26 protein-coding genes are annotated in these 25,745 nt (G+C 70.4%); 10 read left to right on the top strand and 16 right to left on the bottom strand.

Features of this window, described 5'->3' with window-relative positions:
• The first annotated feature begins 115 nt into the window (after positions 1-115).
• From ectA to thpD, 4 genes are all read left to right on the top strand, one after another.
• On the top strand, positions 116-694 hold the full coding sequence (ectA, locus tag ACYVO6_RS11855; RefSeq protein WP_461060160.1) for a diaminobutyrate acetyltransferase: 579 nt from the start codon (positions 116-118) through the stop codon (positions 692-694).
• 140 nt (positions 695-834) lie between these two features.
• Positions 835-2,106 (top strand): diaminobutyrate--2-oxoglutarate transaminase, encoded by a 1,272-nt coding sequence (ectB, locus tag ACYVO6_RS11850; protein ID WP_461060158.1) that lies wholly within the window; start codon positions 835-837, stop codon positions 2,104-2,106.
• Between the two features lie 39 nt (positions 2,107-2,145).
• Positions 2,146-2,544, top strand: coding sequence for an ectoine synthase (locus tag ACYVO6_RS11845; RefSeq protein WP_033317823.1), 399 nt, complete (start codon positions 2,146-2,148; stop codon positions 2,542-2,544).
• A gap of 5 nt (positions 2,545-2,549) precedes the next feature.
• On the top strand, positions 2,550-3,437 hold the full coding sequence (thpD, locus tag ACYVO6_RS11840) for an ectoine hydroxylase (protein ID WP_461060156.1): 888 nt from the start codon (positions 2,550-2,552) through the stop codon (positions 3,435-3,437).
• A 68-nt stretch (positions 3,438-3,505) separates the two neighbouring features.
• On the opposite strand, the gene ACYVO6_RS11835 is transcribed toward thpD, so the two are convergent.
• The 5 genes from ACYVO6_RS11835 to ACYVO6_RS11815 form a co-directional block, all read right to left on the bottom strand.
• On the bottom strand, positions 3,506-4,522 hold the full coding sequence (locus ACYVO6_RS11835) for a maleylpyruvate isomerase family mycothiol-dependent enzyme (protein ID WP_461060154.1): 1,017 nt from the start codon (positions 4,520-4,522) through the stop codon (positions 3,506-3,508).
• A 48-nt stretch (positions 4,523-4,570) separates the two neighbouring features.
• Positions 4,571-5,173 (bottom strand): RNA polymerase sigma factor, encoded by a 603-nt coding sequence (locus ACYVO6_RS11830; RefSeq protein WP_461060152.1) that lies wholly within the window; start codon positions 5,171-5,173, stop codon positions 4,571-4,573.
• Between the two features lie 55 nt (positions 5,174-5,228).
• A complete protein-coding gene (locus tag ACYVO6_RS11825) occupies positions 5,229-6,281 on the bottom strand; it encodes an aminotransferase class V-fold PLP-dependent enzyme (protein WP_461060150.1) in 1,053 nt (350 codons plus the stop codon).
• A 118-nt stretch (positions 6,282-6,399) separates the two neighbouring features.
• A complete protein-coding gene (locus tag ACYVO6_RS11820) occupies positions 6,400-7,116 on the bottom strand; it encodes a DsbA family oxidoreductase (protein ID WP_461060148.1) in 717 nt (238 codons plus the stop codon).
• 75 nt (positions 7,117-7,191) lie between these two features.
• The gene (locus ACYVO6_RS11815; RefSeq protein ID WP_461060146.1) at positions 7,192-7,698 is read right to left on the bottom strand and encodes a GNAT family N-acetyltransferase; all 507 of its coding nucleotides are present in this window, start codon (positions 7,696-7,698) and stop codon (positions 7,192-7,194) included.
• Positions 7,699-8,014: 316 nt separating this feature from the next.
• Between ACYVO6_RS11815 and ACYVO6_RS11810 the strand changes: the two genes are divergently transcribed.
• Complete coding sequence (locus tag ACYVO6_RS11810) at positions 8,015-8,701, top strand: SMI1/KNR4 family protein (protein WP_461060144.1); 687 nt, start codon at positions 8,015-8,017, stop codon at positions 8,699-8,701.
• A gap of 69 nt (positions 8,702-8,770) precedes the next feature.
• Here the strand turns inward: ACYVO6_RS11810 and ACYVO6_RS11805 are convergent, their stop codons facing one another.
• On the bottom strand, positions 8,771-9,871 hold the full coding sequence (locus ACYVO6_RS11805) for a pyridoxal-phosphate-dependent aminotransferase family protein (protein ID WP_461061356.1): 1,101 nt from the start codon (positions 9,869-9,871) through the stop codon (positions 8,771-8,773).
• A gap of 171 nt (positions 9,872-10,042) precedes the next feature.
• Here ACYVO6_RS11805 and ACYVO6_RS11800 point away from each other — a divergent pair, with 171 nt between their 5' ends.
• The 5 genes from ACYVO6_RS11800 (at position 10,043) to ACYVO6_RS11780 (ending at position 14,362) form a co-directional block, all read left to right on the top strand.
• Positions 10,043-10,885, top strand: coding sequence for a transporter substrate-binding domain-containing protein (locus ACYVO6_RS11800; protein ID WP_461060142.1), 843 nt, complete (start codon positions 10,043-10,045; stop codon positions 10,883-10,885).
• Positions 10,882-11,715 carry an amino acid ABC transporter permease gene (locus ACYVO6_RS11795; RefSeq protein ID WP_461060140.1) on the top strand — a complete coding sequence of 278 codons (834 nt, stop codon included), beginning with the start codon at positions 10,882-10,884 and terminating at the stop codon, positions 11,713-11,715. The genes ACYVO6_RS11800 and ACYVO6_RS11795 overlap by 4 nt, the downstream gene beginning before the upstream one ends.
• On the top strand, positions 11,712-12,524 hold the full coding sequence (locus ACYVO6_RS11790) for an amino acid ABC transporter ATP-binding protein (protein ID WP_461060138.1): 813 nt from the start codon (positions 11,712-11,714) through the stop codon (positions 12,522-12,524). Before ACYVO6_RS11795 ends, ACYVO6_RS11790 begins: the two co-directional genes overlap by 4 nt.
• Positions 12,525-12,549: 25 nt before the next feature.
• Positions 12,550-13,641, top strand: coding sequence for an amidohydrolase family protein (locus ACYVO6_RS11785; protein WP_461060136.1), 1,092 nt, complete (start codon positions 12,550-12,552; stop codon positions 13,639-13,641).
• 88 nt (positions 13,642-13,729) lie between these two features.
• On the top strand, positions 13,730-14,362 hold the full coding sequence (locus tag ACYVO6_RS11780; protein WP_461060134.1) for a mycothiol-dependent nitroreductase Rv2466c family protein: 633 nt from the start codon (positions 13,730-13,732) through the stop codon (positions 14,360-14,362).
• A gap of 14 nt (positions 14,363-14,376) precedes the next feature.
• Here ACYVO6_RS11780 and cobC read toward each other — a convergent pair whose 3' ends face one another.
• From cobC to ACYVO6_RS11730, 10 genes are all read right to left on the bottom strand, one after another.
• Positions 14,377-15,453, bottom strand: coding sequence for an Rv2231c family pyridoxal phosphate-dependent protein CobC (gene cobC / locus ACYVO6_RS11775; RefSeq protein WP_461060132.1), 1,077 nt, complete (start codon positions 15,451-15,453; stop codon positions 14,377-14,379).
• Entirely contained in the window at positions 15,443-16,372 is a 930-nt protein-coding gene (locus tag ACYVO6_RS11770; RefSeq protein WP_461060130.1) for a sirohydrochlorin chelatase, read from the bottom strand. Before ACYVO6_RS11770 ends, cobC begins: the two co-directional genes overlap by 11 nt.
• Positions 16,369-16,998: a precorrin-8X methylmutase gene (locus tag ACYVO6_RS11765; RefSeq protein WP_461060128.1), complete on the bottom strand. Its 630-nt coding sequence runs from the start codon at positions 16,996-16,998 to the stop codon at positions 16,369-16,371. The genes ACYVO6_RS11770 and ACYVO6_RS11765 overlap by 4 nt, the downstream gene beginning before the upstream one ends.
• Positions 16,995-18,686 (bottom strand): precorrin-3B C(17)-methyltransferase, encoded by a 1,692-nt coding sequence (gene cobJ, locus ACYVO6_RS11760; protein ID WP_461060126.1) that lies wholly within the window; start codon positions 18,684-18,686, stop codon positions 16,995-16,997. The genes ACYVO6_RS11765 and cobJ overlap by 4 nt, the downstream gene beginning before the upstream one ends.
• Positions 18,683-19,951, bottom strand: coding sequence for a precorrin-6y C5,15-methyltransferase (decarboxylating) subunit CbiE (gene cbiE, locus ACYVO6_RS11755; protein ID WP_461060125.1), 1,269 nt, complete (start codon positions 19,949-19,951; stop codon positions 18,683-18,685). The genes cobJ and cbiE overlap by 4 nt, the downstream gene beginning before the upstream one ends.
• Positions 19,948-20,766, bottom strand: coding sequence for a precorrin-4 C(11)-methyltransferase (gene cobM / locus ACYVO6_RS11750; RefSeq protein ID WP_461060123.1), 819 nt, complete (start codon positions 20,764-20,766; stop codon positions 19,948-19,950). Before cobM ends, cbiE begins: the two co-directional genes overlap by 4 nt.
• 67 nt (positions 20,767-20,833) lie before the next feature.
• Positions 20,834-21,583, bottom strand: a complete 750-nt coding sequence (gene cobI / locus ACYVO6_RS11745; protein ID WP_461060121.1) for a precorrin-2 C(20)-methyltransferase — start codon at positions 21,581-21,583, stop codon at positions 20,834-20,836.
• Positions 21,580-23,070 (bottom strand): cobyrinate a,c-diamide synthase, encoded by a 1,491-nt coding sequence (locus ACYVO6_RS11740; protein ID WP_461060119.1) that lies wholly within the window; start codon positions 23,068-23,070, stop codon positions 21,580-21,582. The genes cobI and ACYVO6_RS11740 overlap by 4 nt, the downstream gene beginning before the upstream one ends.
• Positions 23,064-23,663 carry a cob(I)yrinic acid a,c-diamide adenosyltransferase gene (gene cobO, locus ACYVO6_RS11735; protein WP_461060117.1) on the bottom strand — a complete coding sequence of 200 codons (600 nt, stop codon included), beginning with the start codon at positions 23,661-23,663 and terminating at the stop codon, positions 23,064-23,066. The genes ACYVO6_RS11740 and cobO overlap by 7 nt, the downstream gene beginning before the upstream one ends.
• Entirely contained in the window at positions 23,663-25,687 is a 2,025-nt protein-coding gene (locus ACYVO6_RS11730) for a putative cobaltochelatase (protein WP_461060116.1), read from the bottom strand. Before ACYVO6_RS11730 ends, cobO begins: the two co-directional genes overlap by 1 nt.
• Positions 25,688-25,745: the final 58 nt, after the last annotated feature.

Here is a 25,745-nt window from a genome sequence, read left to right as displayed (position 1 = left end):
TGTTCCTGCCGTCTCAACGCGCGGCATCCGCGCCCGCGCGATAACATAGAAGCGGCGCTCATGTAACCCCATCCGGCGATGCGATTTCAGCTTTCTCTCGGTAAATTTAATCCGCATGACCGCCGCACAAGCAGACCTGCAAGCGGAATTCCTGGAAATGCCGGAGGGGCTGCGGATCGACCGTCCGGAGGTGGTGGACGGGGCCGCGCTCTGGCGCATCGCCAAGGACTCCAGAACCCTCGACCTGAACTCCTCGTACAGCTACCTGCTGTGGTGCCGTGACTTCGCCGGCACCTCGGTGGTGGCGCGCGACAAGGAGGGGATGCCGGTCGGTTTCATCACCGGGTACGTCCGGCCCGACCAGCCGGGCACCCTGCTCGTCTGGCAGGTGGCCGTCGACGCCGCGTACCGCGGACGCGGCCTCGCCGCCGCCCTGCTGGACGGACTCACGGCACGAGTAGCCCACGACCGCGGCCTCGAAACCGTCGAGACCACGATCACCCCGGGCAACACGGCCTCCGAGCGCCTGTTCACCTCGTACGCCGCACGCCACGGAGCGAACGTCGAGCGTGAAGTGCTGTTCGACACAGCGCAGTTCCCGGACGGCCCGCACGACCCCGAGGTGCTGTACCGCATAGGACCGCTGAACCTCCGACCGGCTGACCGAGCGCTCAGAGCCGACCAGGCCGACTGAGCGACCGGCCAACCAGCCGGCCTACGGACCGAACCGACCGACCACGGCCGATCCGACCAGCAGATCCAGAAGATCCGAACGACCGGGCCTGACCACCCGGTTCACCCCCCAAGACTTCATCTCCCAGGAGGAGATTCGCTGTGACCATCACCCAGCCCGATCTGAGCGTCTTCCAGACCCTGGAGTCGGAGGTGCGCAGCTACTGCCGCGGCTGGCCCACCATCTTCGACCGCGCGCAGGGCAGCCGCATGTACGACGAGGACGGCCACGAGTACCTGGACTTCTTCGCCGGTGCCGGGTCACTCAACTACGGCCACAACAACGCCGTACTCAAACGCGCCCTCATCGACTACCTGGAGCGCGACGGCGTCACCCACGGTCTCGACATGTCGACGACCGCCAAACGCGCCTTCCTCGAGTCGTTCCAGAACATCGTGCTGCGCCCGCGCGACCTGCCGTACAAGGTCATGTTCCCGGGCCCGACGGGCACCAACGCCGTCGAGTCCGCGCTGAAGCTCGCCCGGAAGGTGAAGGGCCGGGAGGCGATCGTCTCCTTCACCAACGCCTTCCACGGGATGTCGCTCGGTTCGCTTGCCGTGACCGGCAACGCCTTCAAGCGGGCCGGGGCGGGCATCCCGCTGGTGCACGGCACGCCGATGCCGTTCGACAACTACTTCGACGGCCAGGTCCCGGACTTCCTGTGGTTCGAGCGACTCCTCGAGGACCAGGGCTCCGGTCTCAACCAGCCCGCCGCGGTGATCGTCGAGACCGTGCAGGGCGAGGGCGGCATCAACGTCGCGCGCCCCGAGTGGCTGCAGGCCCTGGCCGAGCTGTGCGAGCGTCAGGACATGCTGCTCATCGTCGACGACATCCAGATGGGCTGCGGCCGTACCGGCGCGTTCTTCTCCTTCGAGGAGGCGGGCATCACGCCGGACATCGTGACCGTCTCCAAGTCCATCAGCGGCTACGGACTGCCCATGGCGCTGACCCTGTTCAAGCCCGAGCTGGACATCTGGGAGCCGGGCGAGCACAACGGCACGTTCCGCGGCAACAACCCCGCTTTCGTGACGGCCGCGGCGGCCCTTGAGACGTACTGGTCCGACGGGCCGGCCATGGAGAAGCAGACCAGGGCCCGCGGCGAGCAGATCGAGCAGGTGCTGATCGCCGTATGCGAGGAGAACCTCGCCGACATCAAGGAGTACCGGGGCCGCGGCCTTGTCTGGGGCATCGAGTTCCACGACAAGGAGCGCGCGGGCCGCATCGCCCAGCGGGCTTTCGAACTCGGCCTGCTCATCGAGACGTCGGGCCCGGAGAGCGAGGTCGTCAAGCTCCTCCCGGCGCTCACCATCACGCCCGACGAGCTGGACGAGGGCCTGCGCACCCTCGCCCGCGCCGTCCGCGAGACGGCGTAACCGCAACTGCCCGCAGCCTGAAGGAGGCACTGCACCACCGTGATTGTCCGTTCGTTCAAGGACCTCGAAGGCACCGACCGGCACGTCAAGTCCGCGTCGGGCACCTGGGAGAGCAAACGCATCGTCCTCGCCAAGGAGAAGGTCGGCTTCTCCCTGCACGAGACGATCCTGTACGCCGGTACGGAGACGTCGATGTGGTACGCCAACCACATCGAGGCCGTCGTCTGCGTAGAGGGCGAGGCCGAGCTCACCAACGACGAGACCGGGGAGAAGTTCACCATCACCCCCGGCACCATGTACCTCCTCGACGGCCACGAGAAGCACACGATGAAGATCAAGGAGGACTTCCGCTGCCTCTGCGTCTTCAATCCGCCGGTGACCGGACGGGAGGACCATGACGAGAACGGCGTTTACCCACTGCTGACCGAGGAGGTCTGAGAACCATGACCACGCTCACCGACCTGTACCCGAGCCGCGGCGCCACCGAGACGGCCGTACCCCGCCAGGACCCCGTGGTGTGGAGCGAGCCGGGCACGCCAGGACCGATCGAGGCGGCCGACCTCCAGTCGTACGAGCGCGATGGCTTCCTCGCCATCGAGCAGCTCATCGGCGACGAGGAAGTGGCCGTCTACCGGGGCGAGTTGGAACGCCTGGTGAGCGACCCGGCGATCCGCGCCGACGAGCGCTCGATCATCGAGCCGAAGTCGCAGGAGATCCGTTCGGTCTTCGAGGTCCACAAGATCAGCGAGGTCTTCGCGCGGCTCGTGCGCGACGAGCGGGTCGTGGGCCGCGCCCGGCAGATCCTCGGCTCGGACGTGTACGTCCACCAGTCGCGGATCAACGTCAAGCCGGGCTTCGGAGCGAGCGGCTTCTACTGGCACTCGGACTTCGAGACCTGGCACGCTGAGGACGGCCTGCCGAACATGCGCACCGTGTCCGTCTCGATCGCACTGACCGAGAACTACGACACCAACGGCGGCCTCATGATCATGCCGGGGTCCCACAAGACGTTCCTCGGCTGTGCGGGTGCCACGCCGAAGGACAACTACAAGATGTCGCTGCAGATGCAGGACGCGGGCACGCCCTCCGACGAGGCGCTCACCAAGTTCGCCCAGGCGCACGGCATCAAGCTCTTCACGGGGCGGGCCGGCTCGGCGACCTGGTTCGACTGCAACTGCATGCACGGATCGGGGGACAACATCACCCCGTTCCCGCGGTCGAACGTCTTCATCGTGTTCAACAGCGTGGAGAACGAGGCGGTGGAGCCGTTCGCGGCACCGGTGCGCCGGCCCGAGTTCATCGGGGCGCGGGACTTCACGCCCGTCAAGTGACGTACAGGTGAAGTGACGTACGGCTGATGGGGCGGCACCCTCGCTGAGGGTGCCGCCCCCTCGTGCGTCTACAGCCAGGACAGCGAAGCGGCCCGTTCCAGTACGTTCCGTACGGCGCCCTCGTCGCCCGTCGCACCCCTCGGGACCTCGGCGGGTGCGTACCGTCCGCCGACGAGGAGGCAGAAGTCGACGGGTTCCAGGACGAGTTCGGCCCGTACGGGTTCGTCCTCGGAGCCGAGCACCCACTGGGCGTTCTCGCCGCCGGCCACCGCGAACAGCACCGGGGGCGCCGTGGTCCCCAGCGCCATGCCGAGGATACGGACGGCGAGCCGGACCAGCCGCCAGAGGTGCTCCTCGGGCGGCGGCGGTACGGCGAGACCGAGCGCGCGGCCGATGTCGTCCGTGTGGATCCACGCCTCGAAGGCCCGCACGAGGAAGTGATCGGCGACGGGCAGCCGGATTCCCATCAACGTCGTGGCGAGCGCGGCGCGTTCGGGATCCCGGGCCTCGGGCGTGGCCAGCAGCGCGGCGGCCTGCGCGGCCCACGCGGTCACTGTCTCCTCGGGGCTGCGCTGCCGCTCGTACGCGATGACGTCGGCGGTACGCGCGTTCCAGGCCTCCTCCCAGCTCGTCCCCTCCGGGACCGGCGAGGCGGGCACGCGCGCGTCGAGGCCAAGGCGCAGCGCCAACGGCTCGTCGGCGGCGAGGAGATGCGCGAGTGTCGCGTGCGCGTCCCAGTCGTGCACGACCGGCGTGCCCCAGCGGCCGTCCAACTCCCGCACCAGCGCCTGGAGTCCGGCGACGGCGGCGGCGTACGGGGCCGCGTGCGCGGCGACCCGCGGCACGGCGGGCCGGGCGCGCAGCGCGAGGGCGAGTACGCCCCCCGACTCTCCCGAACCGTTGCTCATGGCCGTTCCTCGTGGCCCGTCCAGCAGCCGTACCGTCTCCCGCAGCCGTTCCGCCTCCGCCGCGCAGCTCGCGCACTCGGCGAGATGCGGCGGCACCGCCTTCTCCTCCTCCGGCCGCAACGCGCCGAAGGCCCAGGCCCCCAGGAGCTCACGTACACCATCGTGATCAGTGGTCACCGCACACCTCCCTTCCCAGCTTTCCGCCCTGCTTCCCGGCCGCATCCATCATGCGCCCCTTTCCAAGGCCGGATCCGGTGGGTCCGCCATGGACTCGGCCAGCTTGCGCAAGGCGGAGCGCAGCCGGGTCTTGGCGGTGCCTTCCGGAATGCCGAGTTCGACGGCGGCCTGGCGGTAGGTGCGGCCCGCGAAATACGCGAGGTGCACCACCTCCCGCTGGGACTGCGGGAGTTCGGCGAGCGCGGAGTGCAGCAGGAGCGAGCGCTCGCGGTCGACGACCGTCTCGTCCGGGCCCGGCGCCGTGTCGGGGATCGCCTGCAGTGCCGAGTCGTCGGCGCCGGCGGCCTTGCGATGCCGGGCCTCGCTGCGCACCCAGTCCACGGCCCGCCGGTGCGCCAGCACGGACAGCCAGGTACGCAGCGAGCCACGGCGCGCGTCGAACCCGTACGGCCTGCCCCACAGCTGGGCGAAGACCTCCTGCGCCACATCCTCGGCGGCGGCCGGGCTGCGCGTCACCCGGACGGCCACTGCGCGGACGAGCCCGCTGTACGCGGCGTACGCCTCGGTCAGCGCGGACTCGTCGCCGTACACCAGCCGCCGCTGCAACTCCACGTCGGCGGCCGGTTGGACGGACGTCCCCGTGGTCTCCAACGGCACCACCCCCTGATGCCCTTCCTAGCGTCCCCGCCGGGCCCGCGCCAGTGGTTCAGGAAGACAGGACGTCCAGCAGGCGGTCGACGTCGGCGGGCGTGTTGTAGAGGTGGAAGGAGGCACGCAGGTTGCCCGCGCGGTTGGAGACCTGGATCCCGGCCTTGTCCAGCTCGGGCTGACGGTGGCCGAGGCCGGGCACGGACACGATCGCCGAGCCGGGCGCGGGCAGGGCTTCGTGGCCGAGGCCGGTGAGCCCCGCCCGGAAGCGGTCGGCGAGGGCGAGGTCATGGGCGTGTACGGCGTCGACGCCGAGTTCCTCGATGAGCTCGAGGGAGCGGCGCAGCCCGGCGTAGCTGAAGAGAGCGGGGGGCAGATCGAACCGCCGGGCGGAGTGGGCGAGTTCGGTCACCGGGCCGTAGCAGCTGTCCCAGGGGTTCTCCCCGGCGACCCAGCCGGCCAGGATGGGCGTGAGCCCGCCGAAGTCCTCCGGCACGACGAGGAAGCCCGCGCCGTGCGGGCCGAGCAGCCACTTGTAGCAGACGGAGGCGGTGTAGTCGTACGCCCCGGCCTCCATCGGCAGCCAGCCGGCCGCCTGCGAGAAGTCGACGTACGTCCGGGCCCCGTGCTCCCGGGCCGCCTCGCGCAGCGCGGGCAGGTCGGCGATCCGGCCGTCGGCGGACTGCGCGGCGCTGACCGCGACGAGCGCGGTGCCGGGCCGGACGGACTCGGCGAGCCGTTCCAGGGGTACGGCCCGCACCTTGAGGTCCGCGCGGACATGGAAGGGGTTCACGACGGACGCGAAGTCGTCCTCGGCGGTGAGGACTTCGGCGCCCGCGGGCAGCGAGGCAGCGACAAGCCCGGTGTAGGCGCTGACCGAGGCCCCGGCCGCCACCCGCCCGACCGGGACGCCGGCCAGCCGGGCGAAGGAAGCCCGGGCAGCCTCGACGTCGGCGAACAGCGGGTCCAGCGGACTGCCGTCAGCCCGGAGCGCCACGGCCTCCTGGAGGGCGGCGACGGTACGGGCGGGCAGCAGCCCGCTGCTCGCGGTGTTCAGAAAAGTGTTCTTCGGGGCGAACTCGGCACGGACGAGGCTCTCGAAGGTCTCCATGGAACCACTGTGGGCCCTCGGCATCCCCTCGTCCATTGCGTATTTTTACGTGATCCCGCTAAGGAACGCTTATACGTAGGCCCCGACCTGCGCGGTTTCTCAGCGCTGCCGCGGTCTCTCAGGGCTGCGGCACCGCGCATCCGTCAGGACCGCAGGCGTCCGCGTCGCCGTCCTGGATCAGCTTCAGCGGCGAGCGGTTGCCCCACGCCTGCTCCAGCGCCTGCCCGAAGGCCTCGACGGGCTGGGCGCCCGAGACACCGTACTTGCGGTCGAGGACGAAGAAGGGAACGCCGTTCGCGCCGAGCTCGGCGGCCTCACGCTCGTCGGCCCGGACCTCATCGGCGTACGCGTCCGGGTCGGCGAGCACCTTGCGAGCGGCGTCCGCGTCGAGACCCGCCTCGACGGCCAGCTCGATCAGATACGCGTCGGCGTCCACGTACAGGGACCGCTCCTCGACGAAGTTCGCCCGGTACAGGATCTGGAGCAGCTCGTCCTGCCGGCCCTGCTCCTTGGCGAAGTGCAGCAGCCGGTGCATGTCGAAGGTGCTGCCGTGATCGCGACCCTCGGTGCGGTACTCCAGCCCCACGGCGGCGGCCAACGAGCCCAGGTTCTCCTCGCCCGCCCGAGCCTGCGCCTCGCTCATCCCGTACTTCTTGGTGAGCATCTTCAGAACGGACTCGTTGTCACCCTTGGCCCGCTTCGGGTCGAGCTCGAAGGAACGATGCACCACCTCGACCTCGTCCCGGTGCGGGAAGGCGTCAAGCGCCTTCTCGAAGCGGGCCTTGCCCACGTAGCACCAGGGGCAGGCGATATCGCTCCAGATCTCGACGCGCATGACTTCGGCTCTCCAGGTCGCACGGGTACGCGAAGACTCCCTCCGCTCGGTGTGTGAACGTTCAACCGGCGGGCTTCATTCCCCGTTCACCGCGTAGGTCAGCGACAGGTGGTGGTCGCCTTCGCGGGGCGGCTGCTCCGGATCGGGGACCCAGCCCTGGCGGGCGTAGAAGGCTTGAGCGCGCTGGTTGTCGACGTGCACCTCGAGAGTCGCCGTCCGTCTGCCGTCGGCCCGCCACTGCTCGACGCAGGCCGCGTGCAGCTCGGCGCCGATACCGGAGCGCCAATGGCCGGGGTCGACATGGAACTGGAACAGCTTGACCGAGTCGGCCGGGGCGCCTTCGGCGGTGCGGAAGGAGGCGATGCTCACCAGACGGGTGGCGCGTAACGCGCACAACACGTGGCCGTCAGGGCGCTCGATGGCGTCGCGCCAGACGGCGGGCCAGTCGGTGCCGTCGTCGGGCAGGCCGTCCGGGTAGTACGTGGTGCGGGCGCGCCCGTGCAGCTCGGCCACGTCCGCGGCTTCGGCGGGCAGGGCGGTCCTGATCACCAGGGTTTCGACGGTTCGGTGCGTTCTGATCATGCCGCGGAGGACGTGTCCGCATCAGCCGCAGTTCCGGTCTGGGGGCGGAGCCCAAGAACGGATGCGCACCACAGGCGTAGGTCTCTGGCCCTCCATGAGTCCCACGGCGTGAGCATTTCTCCCGGTGGTGTTCAGGGCAGCACTGCATGACCCCCATCGACACCCCAACGACGCGGACAGCAGCTGCTGCCAGGCGCACCCCGACGTGGCCACGAACCCGATCGCGGCCGGCACTTCCCGGTCGCCGTGGGCGTCGGCCACCGCCCTGCGGCCGTGTCGGCGACTCCGGCACCACTCCTGGTTAGTGTGGGTCGGCATGGTCGACACTCAGAACGTAGACAGGGACGTGGCGCGGGTTGTGGCGGCGTGGGGGCGGATCGAGGCGTGGCTGCGGGAGCATGCGCCGGTCTCGCACGAGGCGTTACGGCGGGGCCTGCAGAAGGAAGACATCCAGGCGGCACAGGATCGACTGCAGGAACTTTGCGGACACGGCTTCCCGGCGGAGCTGAAGGGGCTGTGGCAGCTGTGCGGCGGGGTGGACTGGGTCGACGTCCCAAACGATGAAGATGGCGATCTGCGGGCGGACGCCTTCTTGGACGACTACGTGCTGCTGGGTCCCGATGAGGCGATACAGGTCCGGGACAGATGGGAAGCCCTCGCCGAGGGGGCCACGGGTGTTCCCCGGCCCGTCACAGAATGGATTCCTTGGCTCGGACCGGACAACGACGTCCCGGACACCGGCCTGTATGCGGCTGCCGAAGGTGTCGGCCGATGGGCCTCTTACGAGGGCCTGGAACTCGACGCCCCGGTCGAGTTCTCATCCGTAGCATCGTTTCTGGCGGCGGTCGCAGATGCCCTGGAGCATGGGACCGGTCCGCTGATGACACGGCCGAGCCCGAACAGAGAAATCCCTGGGCTGGTGAACGGGGCGCTGCTGTGGGCGCATTTGGACCATCCATACGGGGTTCCTGACGGGTGGGAGCCGATCCACCCACGCACCTGAATAGGCGGTGTGTTCCCGAACACTGGACCGTTCGAGAACAAGTCGACATCCCCCGGCGCTCCTGAAGGGCTAGGCCCAAGCCTCCGTCACCGTCCGACGCGCTGCCTCCACATCCACCGAAACCCCCGACTCGGCCAGCGCAGCGCCCAGTGCCGCCAGGCTGGAGGTGACCGCGTCCGGTGTCGCGTCCGGCCCGTAGTGGTTCACCCGGATCATCTCCTTCGCGAGGGCGCCGCCGCCCGCGGCCAGTGGGGCAGCCGGATCGGCGGCCAGGGCCTTGGCGACCAGTTCCGAGGCGTCAACCCCCGTAGGCGTACGCAACGTTGTGGCAACCGGCGCCGCGTCCCCGGCCTCGTACACGTAGGGTTCAAGTCCGCCGCCCAGAGCGAGAGCCCCCGCCCGGGTCGCCGCCGCGGCCGTGGCATGCCGGGCCATCACCGCTTCCAGCCCCTCCACCTCGATCCGCTCCACGCACGCTTCGAGCGCGAGCATCTCCAGCTGTGCCGGCGCGTGCAGCAGTGCCTTGCGGCCGCCGTCGATCCAGCGCTCCTTCCAGTCCAGGAGGGAGAGGTACGAGCGGCGCGGCGCCCGCGGGTTCGCGGCCATCCGTGCCCACGCCCGCGAACTCACCGACACCGCCGAGACCCCCGCGGGCCCGCCCATCGCCTTCTGCGCCCCGATGACGCACAGATCGACACCCCACGCATCCGGCAGCGACGGCTCGGCGCCCACCGAGGCCACGGCATCGAGCATGAACAGCGCACCGTGCTCCCGTACGACCTCACCTATCTCCGCCACGGGATTGGTGTTGCCGGTCGCCGCCTCCGCGTGGACCAGCGAGACGAAGTCGATCTCCGGATGCGCCGCGAACGCCTCCCGTATCTGCGCGGCCGTGACCGCCGTGTGGAACGGCACGGCGAGATCGATCACGGTCGCACCGCAGTCACGCAACCAGTCTCCGAAGGTCTGCCCGTACGGACCGGTGATCACGTTCAGCGCCGTCGTCCCCGGCCCTGCCGCACCCCGGATACAGCCCTCCAGCGGAAGCAGCGCCTCGCCCTGCATGATCACGACGTCCTGCTCGGTGGAGAGCAGCCGCGCCACGCGATCCTCTATCGCCGCGAAGCGCTCGGCGGTCAGCGGCGCCAGGTCCAGGAACGGGTGGGTCATGGCGGTGCTCTCTTCGCTCACGGGGGTAGGTCGTTGAGAGCGTAACCGGCGGCCCTTGCGCCCCCGACCGGAGAGTTCTGAGGCTGGACCGCCCAGCGACCATGGGAATGGTTTGGGTGACTCAAAGCTTTCCTTATAATCGAACCCTCAGTCCCCTCACAGGAGGTCTCCGTGAACACGGTCCCCGGACGCCGGACCCGCATTCTGGCCGCCACCACCGCGATGGCCGGGCTGCTGCTCGTGGCCGGCTGCTCCTCGGGCGACGGGGGAGGCGAGACCGTCAAGGGGGTCGGCCTTGTCAAGGCGGGGCAGCTCACGACCTGCACGCATCTGCCGTACCCGCCCTTCCAGTCGGAGATCGACGGCAAGGTGCAGGGCTTCGACGTCTCGCTGATCGACCTGGTCGCCAAGGACCTGGGTGTGAAGCAGGAGATCCTCGACCAGCCCTTCGAGAACTTCAAGACTGGCGGGTCCCTCAACTCCGAGCAGTGCGACCTCGCCGCGGCCGGCATGACGATCACCGAGGAGCGCAAGAAGAACGTCGACTTCTCCGACCCGTACTTCGACGCCACCCAGGCCGTCCTCGTCGACAAGAAGAGCGGCATCGGCTCCTTCGACGCTCTGAAGGGCAAGAAGCTGGGCGCCCAGGCGCAGACGACGGGCGAGGAGTACGCGAAGAGCAAGGGCTTCGACCCGGTCTCCTTCGAGAGCTCCGACGCGGTGCTCAACGGCCTGCGCACCGGCCAGGTCCAGGCCGTCGTCATCGACTACCCGGTCGTCCAGGGCTGGCTCAAGGACAAGGCGAACGCCGACGCCTTCGAGGTCGTCGACAACCTCAACACCGGTGAGCAGTACGGCTTCTCGGTGAAGAAGGGCAACACCGAGCTCGTCGAGGCCATCAACAAGGCGCTGGGGGACGCGAAGGCCGACGGCACGTACAAGAAGCTGTACGAGCAGTGGATCGGCCCGTACGACCAGAGTGCCGCCTCCGCTTCCCCGTCCGCCGCCTCATGAGCAAGGCCGACACCCAGGTCCAGCCCCGCAAGCAGGGCCTGACCAGACGTCAGAAGCGCGTCGTCTCGCGAGGCGTCCAGTACGCGGTCTTCGTCGCCGCCCTGGTCGCCCTCGGCGTCACGGCCGACTGGGACCGGCTGCAGAACCAGTTCGCCCAGGCCGACCTGGCGAAGGAACTGTTCCCGGACATCATCACGCTGGCGCTGCGCAACACCGTGCTCTACACGTTGTCCGGCTTCGCCTTCGGCCTCGTCCTCGGCATGGTCATCGCGCTCATGCGGCTCTCGCCGGTGGGTCCGTACCGCTGGCTCGCCGGCATCTACATCGAGATCTTCCGCGGACTGCCCGCCCTGCTGATCTTCATCTTCGTGGGCGTCGCCGTGCCGCTGGCCTTCCCGGGCACGGAGATCCCCGGTGGTACGTACGGGAAGGTCGCCCTCGCGCTCGGTCTGGTGGCCGCCGCGTATATGGCGGAGACGATCCGTGCGGGCATCCAGGCGGTGCCCAAAGGGCAGATGGAGGCGGCTCGTTCGCTGGGCTTCTCGCATACGCGCGCCATGGCCTCGATCGTCATCCCGCAGGCGTTCCGCATCGTGATCCCGCCGCTCACCAACGAACTCGTCCTTCTCTTCAAGGACTCCTCGCTGGTGCTGTTTCTCGGCGTCACCCTCGAGGAGCGCGAACTCGCCAAGTTCGGCCGGGACTTGGCGAGCGAGAGCGCCAACTCCACGCCGATCCTGGTCGCGGGCCTGTGCTATCTGCTGGTCACGGTCCCGCTCGGTTTTGTCGTACGCCGTCTTGAGGCGAAGGCCGGGGAGGCCACCAAGTGAGCAGCACGAGCGGTACGAGCGGTACGCCAGAGATCCAAGTCCGCGGTCTGCACAAGTCCTTCGGCGACAACGAGGTGCTGCGCGGCATCGACCTGGAGATCGGCCGCGGCGAGGTCGTGTGCGTCATCGGCCCGTCCGGCTCCGGCAAGTCCACGCTGCTGCGCTGCGTGAACCTCCTGGAGGAGCCCACCAAGGGCCAGGTCTTCGTCGGTGGCACCGAAGTCACCCACCCCGACGTGGACATCGACGCCGTACGCCGCCGGATCGGCATGGTCTTCCAGCAGTTCAACCTCTTCCCGCATCTGTCGGTGACCGAGAACCTCGCCCTGCCGCAGCGCCGCGTACTGGGCCGCGACAAGGCGCAGGCGGCGAAGGTGGCCGCCGACAACCTGCGGCGCGTCGGCCTCTCCGAGAAGGCGGACGCGTATCCCTCCTCCCTCTCCGGCGGGCAGCAGCAGCGCGTGGCGATCGCCCGTGCGCTCGCCATGGGCCCCGAGGTGATGCTCTTCGACGAGCCCACCTCCGCGCTCGACCCCGAACTCGTCGGCGACGTGCTCGCGGTGATGCGCATGCTCGCGAACGAGGGCATGACGATGATGGTCGTCACGCACGAGATGACCTTCGCGCGCGAGGTCGCCGACCGGGTCGTCTTCATGGACGACGGCGCGATCGTCGAGGACGGCACACCCGAGCAGGTCATCGGCAACCCGGCCCACGAGCGGACGAGGCACTTCTTGTCCCGGCTGCTCGATCCCGCGATGGCCGATGTGGAGGAAGAGGTCTCCGAGCAGGTGGGCAAGGGGGATTAGCACCCGGCTGACTAAAGTGCAGCACATGAGCGACCACGCGGTGCTGCATGTGAAGGGGCGGGTGCTCGTCGGCCCCGACGACGCCCGGGACGAACTCTGGGTGATCGACGGCAGAGTCTCGTACGAGCGTCCCGTCGGCGCCCGTGATGTCCGTACCGTCCAGGGCTGGGCGCTGCCCGGACTCGTCGACGCGCACTGCCACGTCGGGCTCGACACCCATGGCCCGGTGCCGGACGACGTCTCCGAGAAACAGGCCCTGACCGACCGCGACGCCGGCACCCTCCTCATCCGGGACGCCGGTTCGCCCTCCGACACCCGCTGGATCGACAACCGCGACGACCTCCCGAAGATCATCCGGGCCGGCCGCCACATCGCCCGCACTCGCCGCTACATCCGTAACTTCGCGTGGGAGATCGAGCCCGACGACCTGGTCGCCTACGTCGCCCAGGAGGCCCGGCGTGGTGACGGCTGGGTGAAGCTGGTGGGCGACTGGATCGACCGCGGAACGGGAGACCTGAGCGCCTGCTGGCCGCGAGACGCGGTCGAGGCGGCCATCACCGAGGCTCATCGCCTCGGCGCGCGCGTCACCGCGCACTGCTTCGCCGAGGACTCCCTGCGGGACCTGGTCGAGGCGGGCATCGACTGCATCGAGCACGCCACGGGCCTGACCGAGGACCTCATCCCCCTCTTCGCCTCGCGCGGCGTAGCCATCGTCCCCACCCTCGTCAACATCGCCACGTTCCCGCGCCTCGCGGACGGCGCCGAGTCCAAGTTCCCGCGCTGGTCCGCCCATATGCGACGGCTCCACGAGCGGCGCTACGACACCGTGCGCTCCGCGTACGACGCGGGCATCCCGGTGTACGTCGGCACCGACGCCGGCGGTTCACTCGCCCACGGGCTGGTGGCCGGGGAGGTGGCGGAGCTGGTGACCGCCGGGATTCCGCCGGTCGAGGCGCTGTCGGCCACGTCGTGGGGGGCGCGTGCGTGGCTGGGGCGGCCCGGGCTGGAGGAGGGGGCGCCTGCGGACTTTGTGGTGTACGACGGGGATCCGCGGGCGGATGTGCGGGTGCTGGCCGCTCCGCGGAGGGTGGTGCTGAACGGGAAGGTGGCGGGCTAGGGGTTGAACGCCCGGGGCACCCTACGAAGGGTCAAGAGTGAGCGACGCCGTCATCCGAGCCCGAGCCGGCCACCGAGGAGCCGAATAGATGACCGAACCGCGGACCGTCGACTTCTGGTTCGACCCCGTTTGCCCGTACACGTGGATCACCTCACGGTGGATGGTGGAGGTGACGAAGGTCCGACCGGTGATCATCCGCTGGCGGTTGATGAGCCTCTCGGTGCTCAACGAGCATCGGGACGACAACCCGGAGGGCGAGTGGGAGGAGTACATGTGGGCGCCGGTGCGGGTGTGCGCCGCGGTGGATCAGCGGTTCGGCCAGCAGGCGCTCGGTGACCTCTTCACCGCGATGGGCACTCGCTTCCACCTTCAGGGCGACTGGGGCGGCCTCGAGGCGGCCCTCGCTGACGCCGGGCTGCCGCAGGAGATCGCCGAGGTCGCCGAGTCCACCGCTTACGACGAGGCGGTCCGCTCCTCACACGCCCAGGCCATCACTCTGGCCGGCGGCGATGTCGGCACCCCGGTGGTCTCGGTCACCGGGACGGACGGCGAACGGGTCGGCTTCTTCGGTCCGGTCGTCTCCCCGGCACCCACCGGGGAGACGGCCGGACGGCTATGGGACGGCTTCCTGCTGATGGCCGGTGTGCCGGGCTTCTACGAGGTCAAGCGCACCCGCACCGAGGAGCCCCGTTTCGACATGGCCGACCACCGCCGCGTCTGAAGAGCTCTCCACCGTCAGCGGCCCGCCAGCGTCATCGCCCGGTCCAGCGCCTGCAGGAAGCCGTTCACCGTAGCCCGGTCCCGTACCGCCAGCCGCAGCCACTCCTCGCCCAGCCCCGGGAACGTGTCCCCGCGGCGCACCGCGTAGCCGAGGGTGCGCAGGTGGTGGCGTACGGCCGCCGCGCGTGGGAGTCGTACGAGGACGAAGGGACCCTCCGCGGGCTCGGCCACAGCCAACCCGTCGGAGGCGAACTCCTTGAGCCCCGCGACGAGATGGGCCCGGTCCGCAGCGACCCGGCGGGCCGCGTCGGACTGTTCCGCGAGGGCCCGCGGGGACATGCAGGACTCCGCCGCCGCGAGGGCCGGCGTGGAGACTGGCCAGAGAGGCTGGGCGCGTTCCAGGTCCGCGATCATCTCCGGAGGAGCGAGCACGTAGCCGATCCGTAGCCCGGCCAGACCCCACGTCTTCGTGAGGCTGCGCAGTACCACCAGGCCGGGGACATCGACACGTCCGGCAAGGGCCTCGCGCTCACCCGGTACCGCGTCCATGAACGCCTCGTCGATCACCAACGTCCGCCCGGGGCGGGCGAGTTCGGCGATCGTGGCCGCCGGGTGGAGGACGGACGTGGGGTTGGTCGGGTTGCCGATCACCACCAGGTCCGCGTCCTCGGGGACGGCCGACGGGTCGAGGCGGAAGCCGTCTTCCTCCCGCAGCAGCACCCGGTCCACGGTGTGACCCGCGTCCCGCAACGCCGCCTCCGGCTCGGTGAACTGCGGGTGCACCACCACCGGCTGACGTACCTTCAGGGAGCGGGCGAGCAGCACGAAGGCCTCCGCCGCGCCCGCCGTGAGGAGTACGCGTTCCACGGGGAGCCCGTGCCGGGCGGCCACCGCCGCGCGCGCGGCCCGGCCGTCCGGGTAGGCGGCCAGCCCGGTCAGCGACTCGGCGATTCGCTCGCGCAGCCACGTCGGGGGCGTGTCGGCGCGGACGTTGACGGCGAGGTCGACGAGGGCCGAGCCGTCGTCGCGTACCTCGGCGTCACCGTGGTGACGGAGGTCGTGCGCCCGGTCCTCGGTTCCCTCAGTGGGCATGGGAGTGTGCATGGCCGTGGTGGTGATCACCGTGGTGGTGATCGTCGTCGTCCGGGTGGAAGTGCGGCTGCTGCGGCATGCCCACCTTGTCCTCGAAGCCCGGCAGCGCGATGCGGTAGACGCAGGAGTCGCAGTTCATCCGGAGGTCGCCGGCCACGGCCTCCCGGTAGCGCTCCATCACCAGGTCGAGCAACTCCGGTTCCGGGCCGATGACTTCGGCCGACCGTACCTCGATCTCCGGGTGCGCCGCCGCCCAGCCCTCGGTCTGCAGCCGCACCCGGTCCGGCAGGATGCCGGTGAAGAGGAAGTAGGGGAGCACGACGATCCGGCGGGCGCCCAGCCTCACGCAGCGGTCGAGGCCGGACGGCACATCCGGCGCCGCAAGCGACACGAACGCCGTCTCCACGCCCGCGTACCCCCGCCCCTCCCACAGCAGCCGCGCCGCCTTGTGGACCTCCGCGTTGGCGTCCGGGTCGGTCGAGCCGCGCCCGACGAGGAGGACGGTGACATCGGCCCGGTCGAAGGGCGTGCGAGCCGTAGCCCCGAGCGCCTCGTCGAGCCGTCGCTCAAGGACGGTGAGCAGCGCGGGGTGCGGGCCGAGCGGGCGCCCGTACGAGTACGAGATCCCTGGGTGCCGTTCCTTCTCACGGGCCAGCGCCGCCGGAATATCGCCCTTGGCGTGCCCGGCGGACACGAGCATCAGCGGTACGGCGGCGAAACGGCGTACCCCTCGCTCGACCAGCTCCGTCACGGCGTCACCGAGCGGCGGCGGGGACAGCTCGATGAAGCCGCCCGCGACGGGGAGTTCAGGGGAGCGGCGGCCCAACTCCCGTACGAAGTCACGGAAGGCCTCGGCGCCCGCGTCGTCCCGGGTGCCGTGTCCGGCGATGAGCAGGGCGGGCGGCTGGGACGTGGTCACGGTTTCTCCTTCAGGGGCGCAGAGGCCTCGGATACGGGGTGTACGGGGTGCGATGGGGGTACGGGGTGATACAGCAGGGCGTTCAGCGCCGCCGCGGCGACCGCCGAACCGCCCTTCTCGGAGACGTTGCTGACGGCGGGCAGCCCGCTCTCCCGCAACGCGGCCTTGGACTCGGCCGCGCCGACGAAACCGACGGGCAGACCGATGACGAGCGCCGGAGCGGCGTCCAGCGTCAGCAGCTCCTCCAGCGCGGTCGGAGCGCAGCCGATCACCCACAGCGCACCGGGCCCGACCTGCTCGTACGCCAGCCGGATCGCATGCGCCGAACGGGTCAGCCCAGGACCGGACCCGGCGTCCTTCAGCCGGCACACGGTCTCGCGCCGGGTGATTCCCGCCGCGACCATTTCCACGTCCACCACGACGGGCGCCCCGTCGTGCAGCGCGCCATGCGCCTTCTCCAACGCGGCCTCGTCCATGACGAGATCGTCCGCGTACGCGAGGTCGGCCGCCGAGTGGATCACCCGCTCCACGACCGCCCGCGTCAGCGGTGGGAAGTGCGAGGTGTCGAGCCGGGCGCGCAGCCGCCGGAAGGACTCCGCCTCAATGGGGTGTACGACGCGGTTCACCTGGCCTCCTCCTGCCAGCGGTAGCCGCGCGGCGTGACCATGCGGCCCGCGATCTCACGGGTCGCCGTGTTGCCCACCGTCACGACCGTCATCATGTCGACGGTGGCCGCGTCGAGTTCGGCGAGCGTGGTGAGGCGGCTGGACTCGTCCGGGCGCGAGGCGTTGCGTACGACACCCACGGGCGTCGTCGGCTCCCGGTGTTCGCCGAGGACCGCGAGCGCCTTGGGAAGCTGCCAGTCACGGCCCCGGCTACGGGGGTTGTAGAACGTCACCACGATGTCCGCCTCCGCGGCGGCCCGTACCCGCCGCTCGATGACCTCCCACGGCGTGTGCAGGTCGGACAGGCTGATCGACACATGATCATGGCCGAGCGGCGCCCCCAGGATCGCCCCGGCCGCGAGCGCGGCGGTCACTCCCGGCACTCCGACCACGTCGATGTCGTCGGACGCCTCCGCGAGCGCGGGCGAGGCCATCGCGTACACACCCGCGTCCCCGCTGCCGATCAGCGCCACCGCATGACCAAGTCGGGCCTCCGCCACGGCGGTTCGGGCCCGTTCCTCCTCCGCACCGAGCCCGGACTGAAGGATCCGGGTGCCGGGGCGGAGCAGGTCGCGGATCTGGTCGACGTACTGGTCGAGGCCGACGAGCACAGAGGCGCGGCGCAGTTCGTCCCTGGCGCGTGGGGTGAGGAGGTCGCGCGCTCCGGGACCGAGCCCGACGACGGCGAGTCGGCCGCGGGACGGACGCCGTACGACGGCACAGGTCGCCATCGCGGGCTGTCCGGCCTGTCCGGCCGACTTCCGCTTGGGTACGAGGAGTTCGCCGCCCCGTACGAGCGCGGCGGCCTCCGCCACGGAGGGCGTACCGACGGCGGCAAGCGGGGCGTCCGACGGGTTGGGCACGGCCACGGCCGCCAGCTCCTCGGCGGAGTACGTGACCAGGGGAACGCCGAGGCGGGCGGCTGCCTCCACGATGCCGGGCTCGTCGGCCTTGGCGTCGACGGTGGCGAGTTCCGCGAGGGACTTCGCGGAGAGGCCGGCATCGCGCAGGGCGTCCTCGATGTTCGCCAACACCTCGTCCATGGGCACGCCCTTGGAAGCGCCGACGCCGACGACGAGGGACGGCGGGCGGAGGACGACTTCGTGCGCGGCGGGCTCGGCCAGCCGGTCGCTGACGCGGATCGTGTACTGACCTGCCGGGGTGATGGGAAGCGGTGGCAGGGGCCACGGCACCTCCGCCTCCAGGGCGACGGGCTCCCCATCCAGCAGGGCCCGCGACACGGCGGCGACCTCCCCCTCGACCGGAAAACCGAGCGTGTCGAGGCCGGGCACCCCGACCGCGTCCGTCGCCGTCGTCACCACGGGCTGCGCGCCGAGCAACTCACCCACCGCGCACGCGAGTTCATTGGCGCCGCCCCCGTGCCCGCCGACGAGCGAGACGGCGAACCGTCCGCCCTCGTCGACGCACACGATCCCGGGGTCGGACGCCTTGTCCTCCAACAGCGGCGCAACGAGCCGCACAACAGCCCCCGTTGCCAGGAAGCACACCAACTGCTCGCACTCCGCGAAGGCCCGCCGCACGGCATCGCCCACCGGGCCGTCGTACACCCGGGTGCGATCCGGCCAGGCCGCGGCCACCCGTTCACGGGCCCTGGCACCCGCCACCGTCGCCGAAATCAGGCCGATCACTGAGCAACTCCCTCGGTACGCGCCGGGGGCCTGACGCCCCACAGCAGAAAGACGGGATTGGTCGCCGCGAGCCGGGTCACGTCCCCAGGCAGCGGCGCGAGCCGGGACGACTGCAGGAGTACGCCGTCACAGTCGAACCCGGCGGCCAGCAGCGCCTCCCGTGCCGCCGGAACCCGGTCGAGCGCGGCCATCGCCACCACGACTGCCCGCCGCGCCCGCCGTGCGCAGTCCGTCACGATCGCGGGCAGCTCACGCCCGCCGCCGCCGATGAACACGGCGTCGGGATCGGGGAGTTCGGACAGTACGGCGGGCGCGACGCCCTGCACGGCGGTCACGTCGACGCCATGCGCGGCTGCGTTGGCCCGTACGCGCTCCACGCCGTCCCCACTCTTCTCTACAGCGGTCACGGCGGCCCCGAGCCGCGCGCACTCCACGGCGACCGAGCCGGAGCCCGCGCCGATGTCCCAGACGTGATCCCCGAGCCGAGGCCCGAGCCGGGCCAGCGCCAGGGCCCGTACCTCGAACTTGCTGATCATCGAGTCGCGGTACGTGAACTCGCCCTCGTCCAAGGCCCATTGGGTGGGCCCGGGCGGTGGCCCGGCGATCGTGCGTACGGGGGAGAGGGCGCGTGACTCGTCGAGGCACAGCACGACGCTGACCGCCGTTCCCCAGTCGCGGGCGGCGGCCTCGGCGGGCGTGACCCGCTCGACGCGCTCGTCCGGGCCAGAGCCCAGGGCCGAGGCCACGACGAGGACGCGCTCGCTCGACTGCGATTGCAGCGCGGCGCCCAGTTCCGCGGGCCCGGCGCCCGGGCCGGTCAGCACCGCCACCTTGGGGTGGGCCCGGCAGACGTTCACCGCGGTTCGTGGGTCCCGGCCGTGGGCGCTCACCACGACCGCGTCGTCCCAGGTCAGACCCAGGCGCGCGAAGGCGGTCGCGACGGACGAGACAGCGGGGCGCACGTCCAGGGTGTGGGCGCCGAAGCGGTCGGCGAGCGCTCGTACGATGCCGAAGAAGCCAGGGTCTCCGGAGGCCAGTACGACGACCCGCTGTTGATCAGCGTGGTGCGCGGGCTTCTTCAGGTGCTGCTCGATCGCGTCGAGGGCGGGGGGCAGCGGACCGAGGGTGATCCGTTCCGCCGTGTCCGGCAGGCGGGCCGCCGCCAGATGCCGACGGGCGCCCACGACGAGCGTCGCCCCGGCCAACTTGGCCTCGGCGTCCGGAGGAAGGGGCGACCCCGTTCCCGTACCGACGACTGTGATCATGGTGTGGCACCTCGCGTACGCAGCGCCTTACGGGCCTCGGGGTCCGCCTTGCGGAAGCCGTGGAAGTGGCCCGGGTGGTAGAGGTGCGAGCGTGTGCCGTGCGCGTCGAGGGCCGGGCCGACCAGGAACAGCGTGTGCTTCCACAGCTTGTGCTCCTTGACGGTCTCCTCCAGCGTGCCGATCGTGCACTTGACGATCAGCTCCTCGGGCCAGGTCGCCTGGTACGCGACCACGACCGGCGTCGTCGTCGGGTAGCCGCCCTCCAGCAGCTCCCGTACGAGCTGGCCGCTGCGGGCGGCGGACAGGAACAGCGCCATGGTGGTGCCGTGGCGGGCGAACTCGCGTACCTCCTCGCCCGGCGGCATGGGCGTCTTGCCGCCGCCGAGGCGGGTGAGGATCACGGACTGGGCGATCTCGGGGATGGTCAGCTCGCGTTGCGCCAAGGCGGCGACGGCGGAGAAGGAGGAGACGCCAGGGATGATCTCGGTCTCGATACCGATGTTCTTGCACCGGTCGACTTGCTCCTGCGTGCCGCCCCACAGGGCCGGGTCGCCGGAGTGGATGCGGGCCACCTTCAGGCCTTCCGCTGCGGCCCGCTCGTACACGGCCACGACGTCCTCGAGCGACATGGTCGCCGAGTCGAGGATCTCCGCTCCTTCGCGCGCGTGCTCCAGGACCTCCTCCTGCACCAGGCTGGCCGCCCAGATGACGATGTCGGCCTCGGCGATGGCGCCGGCCGCGCGGAACGTGAGCAGGTCGGCTGCGCCGGGCCCGGCGCCGACGAAGGTCACCTTGGGGGTGGGGGCGTCGGGCATGGGGTGGGTCCTCTCCATGGGTTCTGCGAGTCCTGCGAGGGCTACGAGTGATCAGCGACTGCGGTTGTCACAGCTTGCCGCCGCGTTTGCCGTTGCGTTGAGCTGGGGCGATGAGGGTGGACAGGTAGGGCAGGGGAGTGCCGTCCAGGTCGGCCGCGGGGCGGATCGACTCGTCGGGCAGGCCCAGTGCGGAACCCCATACCGCGTCATCGAGCCGCCCGGTCTCCCGCAGCGCGGCGGCCACTTCCTCCGCGAGGCGGCCGAACTTGTACGCCACCACCGTGCCCGGACCGCCCAGCGCATCCTTCAGCACGGCGGAGCCGGCCGTGACGGGGACGAGGGTGAGCGGCTCGGTGCCCTCGGTCAGTACGGCACCGGAGCGGGCGGCGAGATCCTGCATGGCGGTGATACCGGGCACCGTTTCGACGACCGTACCCGGGACCAACTCCTCGATGGTCTGCGCGAGATAGGTGAACGTGGAGTACACGTTCGGATCGCCGATGGTCGCGAAGGCGACCGTTCCGTGGGCGCGCAACAGCTCGGCCACCCGTGCACCGGCCGCATCCCAGGCAGCCTCGCGCCGCGCCCGGTCCGACCGCTCGTTGAGCGCGAACACGACCCGTACGACCTTCTCCTCGGGCACGTAGTGCAGCACGGTGGCCTCGGCGCGCCCGCGCTCGCCCCCGTCTTTTCCATCAAATGCAGCCATGACGGGAACGACGACCACGTCCGCCGCGCGGAGAGCGTTGACCCCCTTGACGGTCACGAGCTCCGGGTCCCCGGGCCCCACTCCGACTCCGATCAGTCTGCTGCTCATGACGTCCGGCACCTTTCCACGAACCGACGGGCGACGCCGGGTGCGGACGCCCAGTGCGTGTGCAGATAACTCGCGTGCACACCTTGTTGTACGAAACCTTCGACCCGCCGCTGCGGAGCGTGGAGCCCCCAGGCGGGAGCGACCCCCGCGCCGGGCTCGACGACGGTGCGGTGAAACTCGTGCCCGCGCATCCGTGTCCCGGCTACGGCGAGCACGCTGTCGCTCACGGCCACGGCGTCCCGATACCCGAGGGTCAGCCGCTCGTCCATACGGGCGGTCGCGTCCAGCACGCCGCACATGGGCTGACCGTCGAGCTCACGGGAGAGGTAGAGGAGACCGGCACATTCGGCGGCGACGGGAGCGCCGCTGAACGCCAAGTCGGCTATGGCTTTGCGCAGGGGTTCGTTGGCGGACAGCTCGGCGGCGTACACCTCCGGAAACCCGCCTCCGATGACCAACCCGGCCGTTCCGTCCGGCAGTTGCTCGTCATGAAGCGGGTCGAAGGTGATGACTTCGGCTCCGGCGGCGGCGAGCAGTTCGGCGTGCTCGGCGTAGGAGAAGGTGAAGGCGGGGCCTCCGGCGACGGCGACGGCGGGGGCCTTCGACTTGGCCGGGTCTTTTGAGCCCAGGCCGGCACCAATCAGCCCGTCCGGCGCTTGAGGACGAGGCCGTTCAGGCCGATACGGGGGTCTGGGGGCAGAGCCCCCAGTTTCGGGAAGGGGCGGGGCTGGGGAGAAGGCGCCGCAGGCCACCACCTCAGCCGGATCCCAACCCGCACCCGACAACGCAGGCGCACTACGCGCCACCGCAAGCAGCGCAGACAGATCACACCCCTCCCGCACCAGCGAGGCCATGGCACCGACCGCCTCAACAGCCTCCGCCCGCCGCTCGGCAACAGGCACCAGCCCAAGGTGCCGAGAAGGAGTGCCCACCTGCCGAGCCCGCCGCAGGACGCCAAGCACCGGCACCCCCGACTCGTCCAACGCCTCCCGCAACATCACCTCATGCCGCTCGGACCCGACCTTGTTGAGAATCACCCCGGCAACCCGCACCTCGGGATCCCAGGAAGCAAACCCATGCACCAACGCAGCCACCGACCGAGCCTGCGAAGACGCATCCACGACCAACACCACCGGCGCCCGCAGCAACTTCGCCACCTGAGCGGTGGAGGCCAACTCCCCCTCCCCGGCGGCCCCGTCGTACAGCCCCATCACACCCTCGACAACAGCGACATCACACCCACGCGCACCATGGGCGAACAACGGAGCCACCGACTCCGCCCCACACAGATACGCATCGAGATTCCGCCCCACCCGCCCAGCGGCAAGCGAGTGATACCCGGGATCGATGTAGTCGGGCCCCACCTTGTGCGGAGACACGGCAAGCCCCCGCGAGGCGAACGCCGCCATCAGCCCCGTAGCAACAGTGGTCTTGCCGCTGCCGGAAGACGGCGCGGCAATGACCAGCCGAGGGACGGAAATCACCACTCGATGCCCCTCTGTCCCTTCTGACCGGCGTCCATCGGATGCTTCACCTTGGACATGTCGGTGACGAGATCGGCGAAGTCGAGGAGCTTCTCGGGCGCGTTCCGCCCGGTGATCACCACATGCTGCGTCCCCGGCCGATCCCGAAGCACCGCCAGGACCTCATCGACATCCACCCACCCCCAGTGCATGGGGTACGCGAACTCATCAAGGACATACAGCTTGTACGTCTCGGCAGCGAGGTCCCGCTTGACCTGCGCCCACCCCTCGCGGGCCTTCTCCTCGTTGTCCATCTGGAAGTCGCGCTGCACCCAGGACCAGCCCTCACCCATCTTGTGCCAGTCGACGGACCCGCCCTCACCGGAGGCACCGAGGACCCTGAGCGCGTTCTCCTCGCCGACCTTCCACTTCGCCGACTTCACGAACTGGAACACCCCGATCGGCCACCCCTGATTCCAGGCCCGCAACGCGAGCCCGAAGGCGGCGGTGGACTTGCCCTTGCCGATCCCCGTATGCACGACGACGAGAGGACGATTCCTCCGCTGACGAGTCGTCAATCCGTCATCCGGTACGACACTCGGCTGTCCTTGCGGCATTACGCGGCCCTCCTGCCATTGCCCCTGCTGCCCTGAACGTCCCTGACAAGCCCGGCGATCGAGTCGGCCCGCAGCTCGTCCAACGTGACTGCCGTACCACCGAGTTCACCCGCGAGCTGCCCCGCGAGCCCGAGCCGCACCGGCCCCGACTCGCAGTCGACGACCACGGACGCGACCCCGTCGGCCGCGAACAGCCGCGCCGCGCGACCGGCGAGCGCGACCGGCTCGGTCCCACCTGTGGCCCGCCCGTCCGTCACCACGACGACGAGTGAACGCCGCGCGGGATCCCTGAGCCGCTCCACCCGCAGCACGTCATGGGCCCTCAACAACCCAGCGGCCAGCGGTGTCCGCCCACCCGTCGGCAGCGACTCCAGCCGGGCCGCCGCCGCGTCCACCGACGAGGTCGGCGGCAACGCGACCTCGGCGTCCTTCCCCCGGAAGGTCACCAGCCCCACCTTGTCCCGCCGTTGATACGCGTCGAGCAGCAGCGACAGCACGGCCCCCTTCACCGCGCTCATCCGCTGCCGCGCGGCCATGGATCCGGAGGCGTCCACGACGAACAGGACGAGATTGGATTCGCGGCCCTCTCTGGTTGCCTGCCGCAGGTCGTCGCGTCGTACGACAAGGCCGGGCCCCGACCGTCCCCGAGCCCGCTGATGCGGGGCCGCGGCCTGCACGGTCGCCGCCAAGTGCAGCTTGGTGAGCGCCCCTTGGGGCCGCCGGGCCCCGGTGGTCCGCCCGTGCTCGGTCCGCGCCCGGGACCGCCGCCCGGCAGCACCCTCGCCGAGTCCGGGCACGCTCAGCGCCTTGGTACGAAACGGCTCGGCAGCGCGTGCGGGAGACTGCTCACCGCCGCCGGGTGCTGTCGGCGCCTGCCCGTCGCCCTCCGAGGGTTCGCCCTGCACCGGAACATCCGCGGCGGGGGAGTCATCCCCGTCCGGGCCGTCCTGCGGCGGCTGCCCGCCACCGCCGGGCCCGTCCGGATCCGGATCCTCGTCGCCGGAGTCGTCCCCGCCGCCGAACTCCTCCAGCGTTTCGTCGAGCTTGTCCTCGTCGAGACCGGGCGCGTCGAAGGGCGACCGGCGCCGACGGTGAGGCAACGCGAGCAGTGCGGCCTGCCGTACGTCCTCCGCGAGTACGTCGGTACGGCCGGCCCACGCGGCCAGCGCCGTGGCCGTCCGCGCCATCACGATGTCGGCCCGCATGCCGTCCACTTCGAACGCGGCACACGTCGCCGCGATTTGCCTCAGCGCCCCGTCGCCGAGCCGTACGGACGGCAGCAGCTCACGCGCGGCCACGATCCGCGCACGTACCGCGGATTCCTCGTCGGCCCAGCGTGCTGCGAATCCGTCCGGATCGTCGTCGTGCGCGAGCCGCCTGCGCACGACCTCCACCCGCTGATCGGGCTCCCGAGAGGCCGCCACTTCGACCGTCAGCCCGAACCGGTCGAGCAACTGTGGCCGCAGTTCGCCCTCTTCCGGATTCATGGTCCCGACGAGGAGGAACCGGGCGGCATGCCGCACGGAGACGCCCTCTCGTTCCACGTACGAGGCGCCCATTGCGGCCGCGTCCAGCAGCAGATCGACCAGGTGGTCGTGCAGAAGATTGACCTCGTCGACGTACAGAATCCCGCGGTGAGCCTGAGCCAAGAGACCGGGTTCAAAGGCTTTCACACCCTCCGCGAGGGCACGCTCGATGTCCAGCGCGCCGACGAGCCGGTCCTCGGAGGCGCCAACGGGCAGTTCGACCATCCAAGCCGGGCGCCAGGCGCCGGAGCCAGCCTCGTGCGGCCCATCGGGACATGCAGGGTCGGGGGAGCCTGGGGCACATGAGAAACGGCACCCAGGGACGACGTCCACCTCGGGCAGCAGTGCCGACAACGCGCGTACAGCCGTGCTCTTCGCAGTCCCCTTCTCACCGCGCACGAGCACGCCACCAACCTGGGGTGAAACCGCATTGAGCAGCAGCGCCAGCCGCAGGTCCTCCTGCCCGACAATTGCGGTGAACGGGTAGGGCGTGCTCATGTGCGGATCACTCCTTCGAGTGGCTGGCGCGAAGACGGTGTGCCGAGAGCCACGGCTT

This window comes from Streptomyces pseudoechinosporeus, from assembly GCF_054783935.1.
This window is presented reverse-complemented; position numbering and strand designations above follow the sequence as displayed.

What these genes read in the sequence shown, in the direction of transcription:
- ACYVO6_RS11730 (WP_461060116.1), bottom strand. Translation starts at nt 25,687, where the DNA reads ATGAGCACGCCCTACCCGTTCACCGCAATTGTCGGGCAGGAGGACCTG.
- cobI (WP_461060121.1), bottom strand. Translation starts at nt 21,583, where the DNA reads ATGAGCAGCAGACTGATCGGAGTCGGAGTGGGGCCCGGGGACCCGGAG.
- ACYVO6_RS11780 (WP_461060134.1), top strand. Translation starts at nt 13,730, where the DNA reads ATGACCGAACCGCGGACCGTCGACTTCTGGTTCGACCCCGTTTGCCCG.
- cobC (WP_461060132.1), bottom strand. Translation starts at nt 15,453, where the DNA reads ATGCCCACTGAGGGAACCGAGGACCGGGCGCACGACCTCCGTCACCAC.
- ACYVO6_RS11785 (WP_461060136.1), top strand. Translation starts at nt 12,550, where the DNA reads ATGAGCGACCACGCGGTGCTGCATGTGAAGGGGCGGGTGCTCGTCGGC.
- ACYVO6_RS11825 (WP_461060150.1), bottom strand. Translation starts at nt 6,281, where the DNA reads ATGGAGACCTTCGAGAGCCTCGTCCGTGCCGAGTTCGCCCCGAAGAAC.
- ACYVO6_RS11805 (WP_461061356.1), bottom strand. Translation starts at nt 9,871, where the DNA reads ATGACCCACCCGTTCCTGGACCTGGCGCCGCTGACCGCCGAGCGCTTC.
- cobO (WP_461060117.1), bottom strand. Translation starts at nt 23,663, where the DNA reads ATGCCGCAAGGACAGCCGAGTGTCGTACCGGATGACGGATTGACGACT.
- ACYVO6_RS11810 (WP_461060144.1), top strand. Translation starts at nt 8,015, where the DNA reads ATGGTCGACACTCAGAACGTAGACAGGGACGTGGCGCGGGTTGTGGCG.
- ACYVO6_RS11795 (WP_461060140.1), top strand. Translation starts at nt 10,882, where the DNA reads ATGAGCAAGGCCGACACCCAGGTCCAGCCCCGCAAGCAGGGCCTGACC.
- ACYVO6_RS11820 (WP_461060148.1), bottom strand. Translation starts at nt 7,116, where the DNA reads ATGCGCGTCGAGATCTGGAGCGATATCGCCTGCCCCTGGTGCTACGTG.
- cbiE (WP_461060125.1), bottom strand. Translation starts at nt 19,951, where the DNA reads ATGATCACAGTCGTCGGTACGGGAACGGGGTCGCCCCTTCCTCCGGAC.
- thpD (WP_461060156.1), top strand. Translation starts at nt 2,550, where the DNA reads ATGACCACGCTCACCGACCTGTACCCGAGCCGCGGCGCCACCGAGACG.
- ectA (WP_461060160.1), top strand. Translation starts at nt 116, where the DNA reads ATGACCGCCGCACAAGCAGACCTGCAAGCGGAATTCCTGGAAATGCCG.
- ACYVO6_RS11815 (WP_461060146.1), bottom strand. Translation starts at nt 7,698, where the DNA reads ATGATCAGAACGCACCGAACCGTCGAAACCCTGGTGATCAGGACCGCC.
- cobM (WP_461060123.1), bottom strand. Translation starts at nt 20,766, where the DNA reads ATGCCCGACGCCCCCACCCCCAAGGTGACCTTCGTCGGCGCCGGGCCC.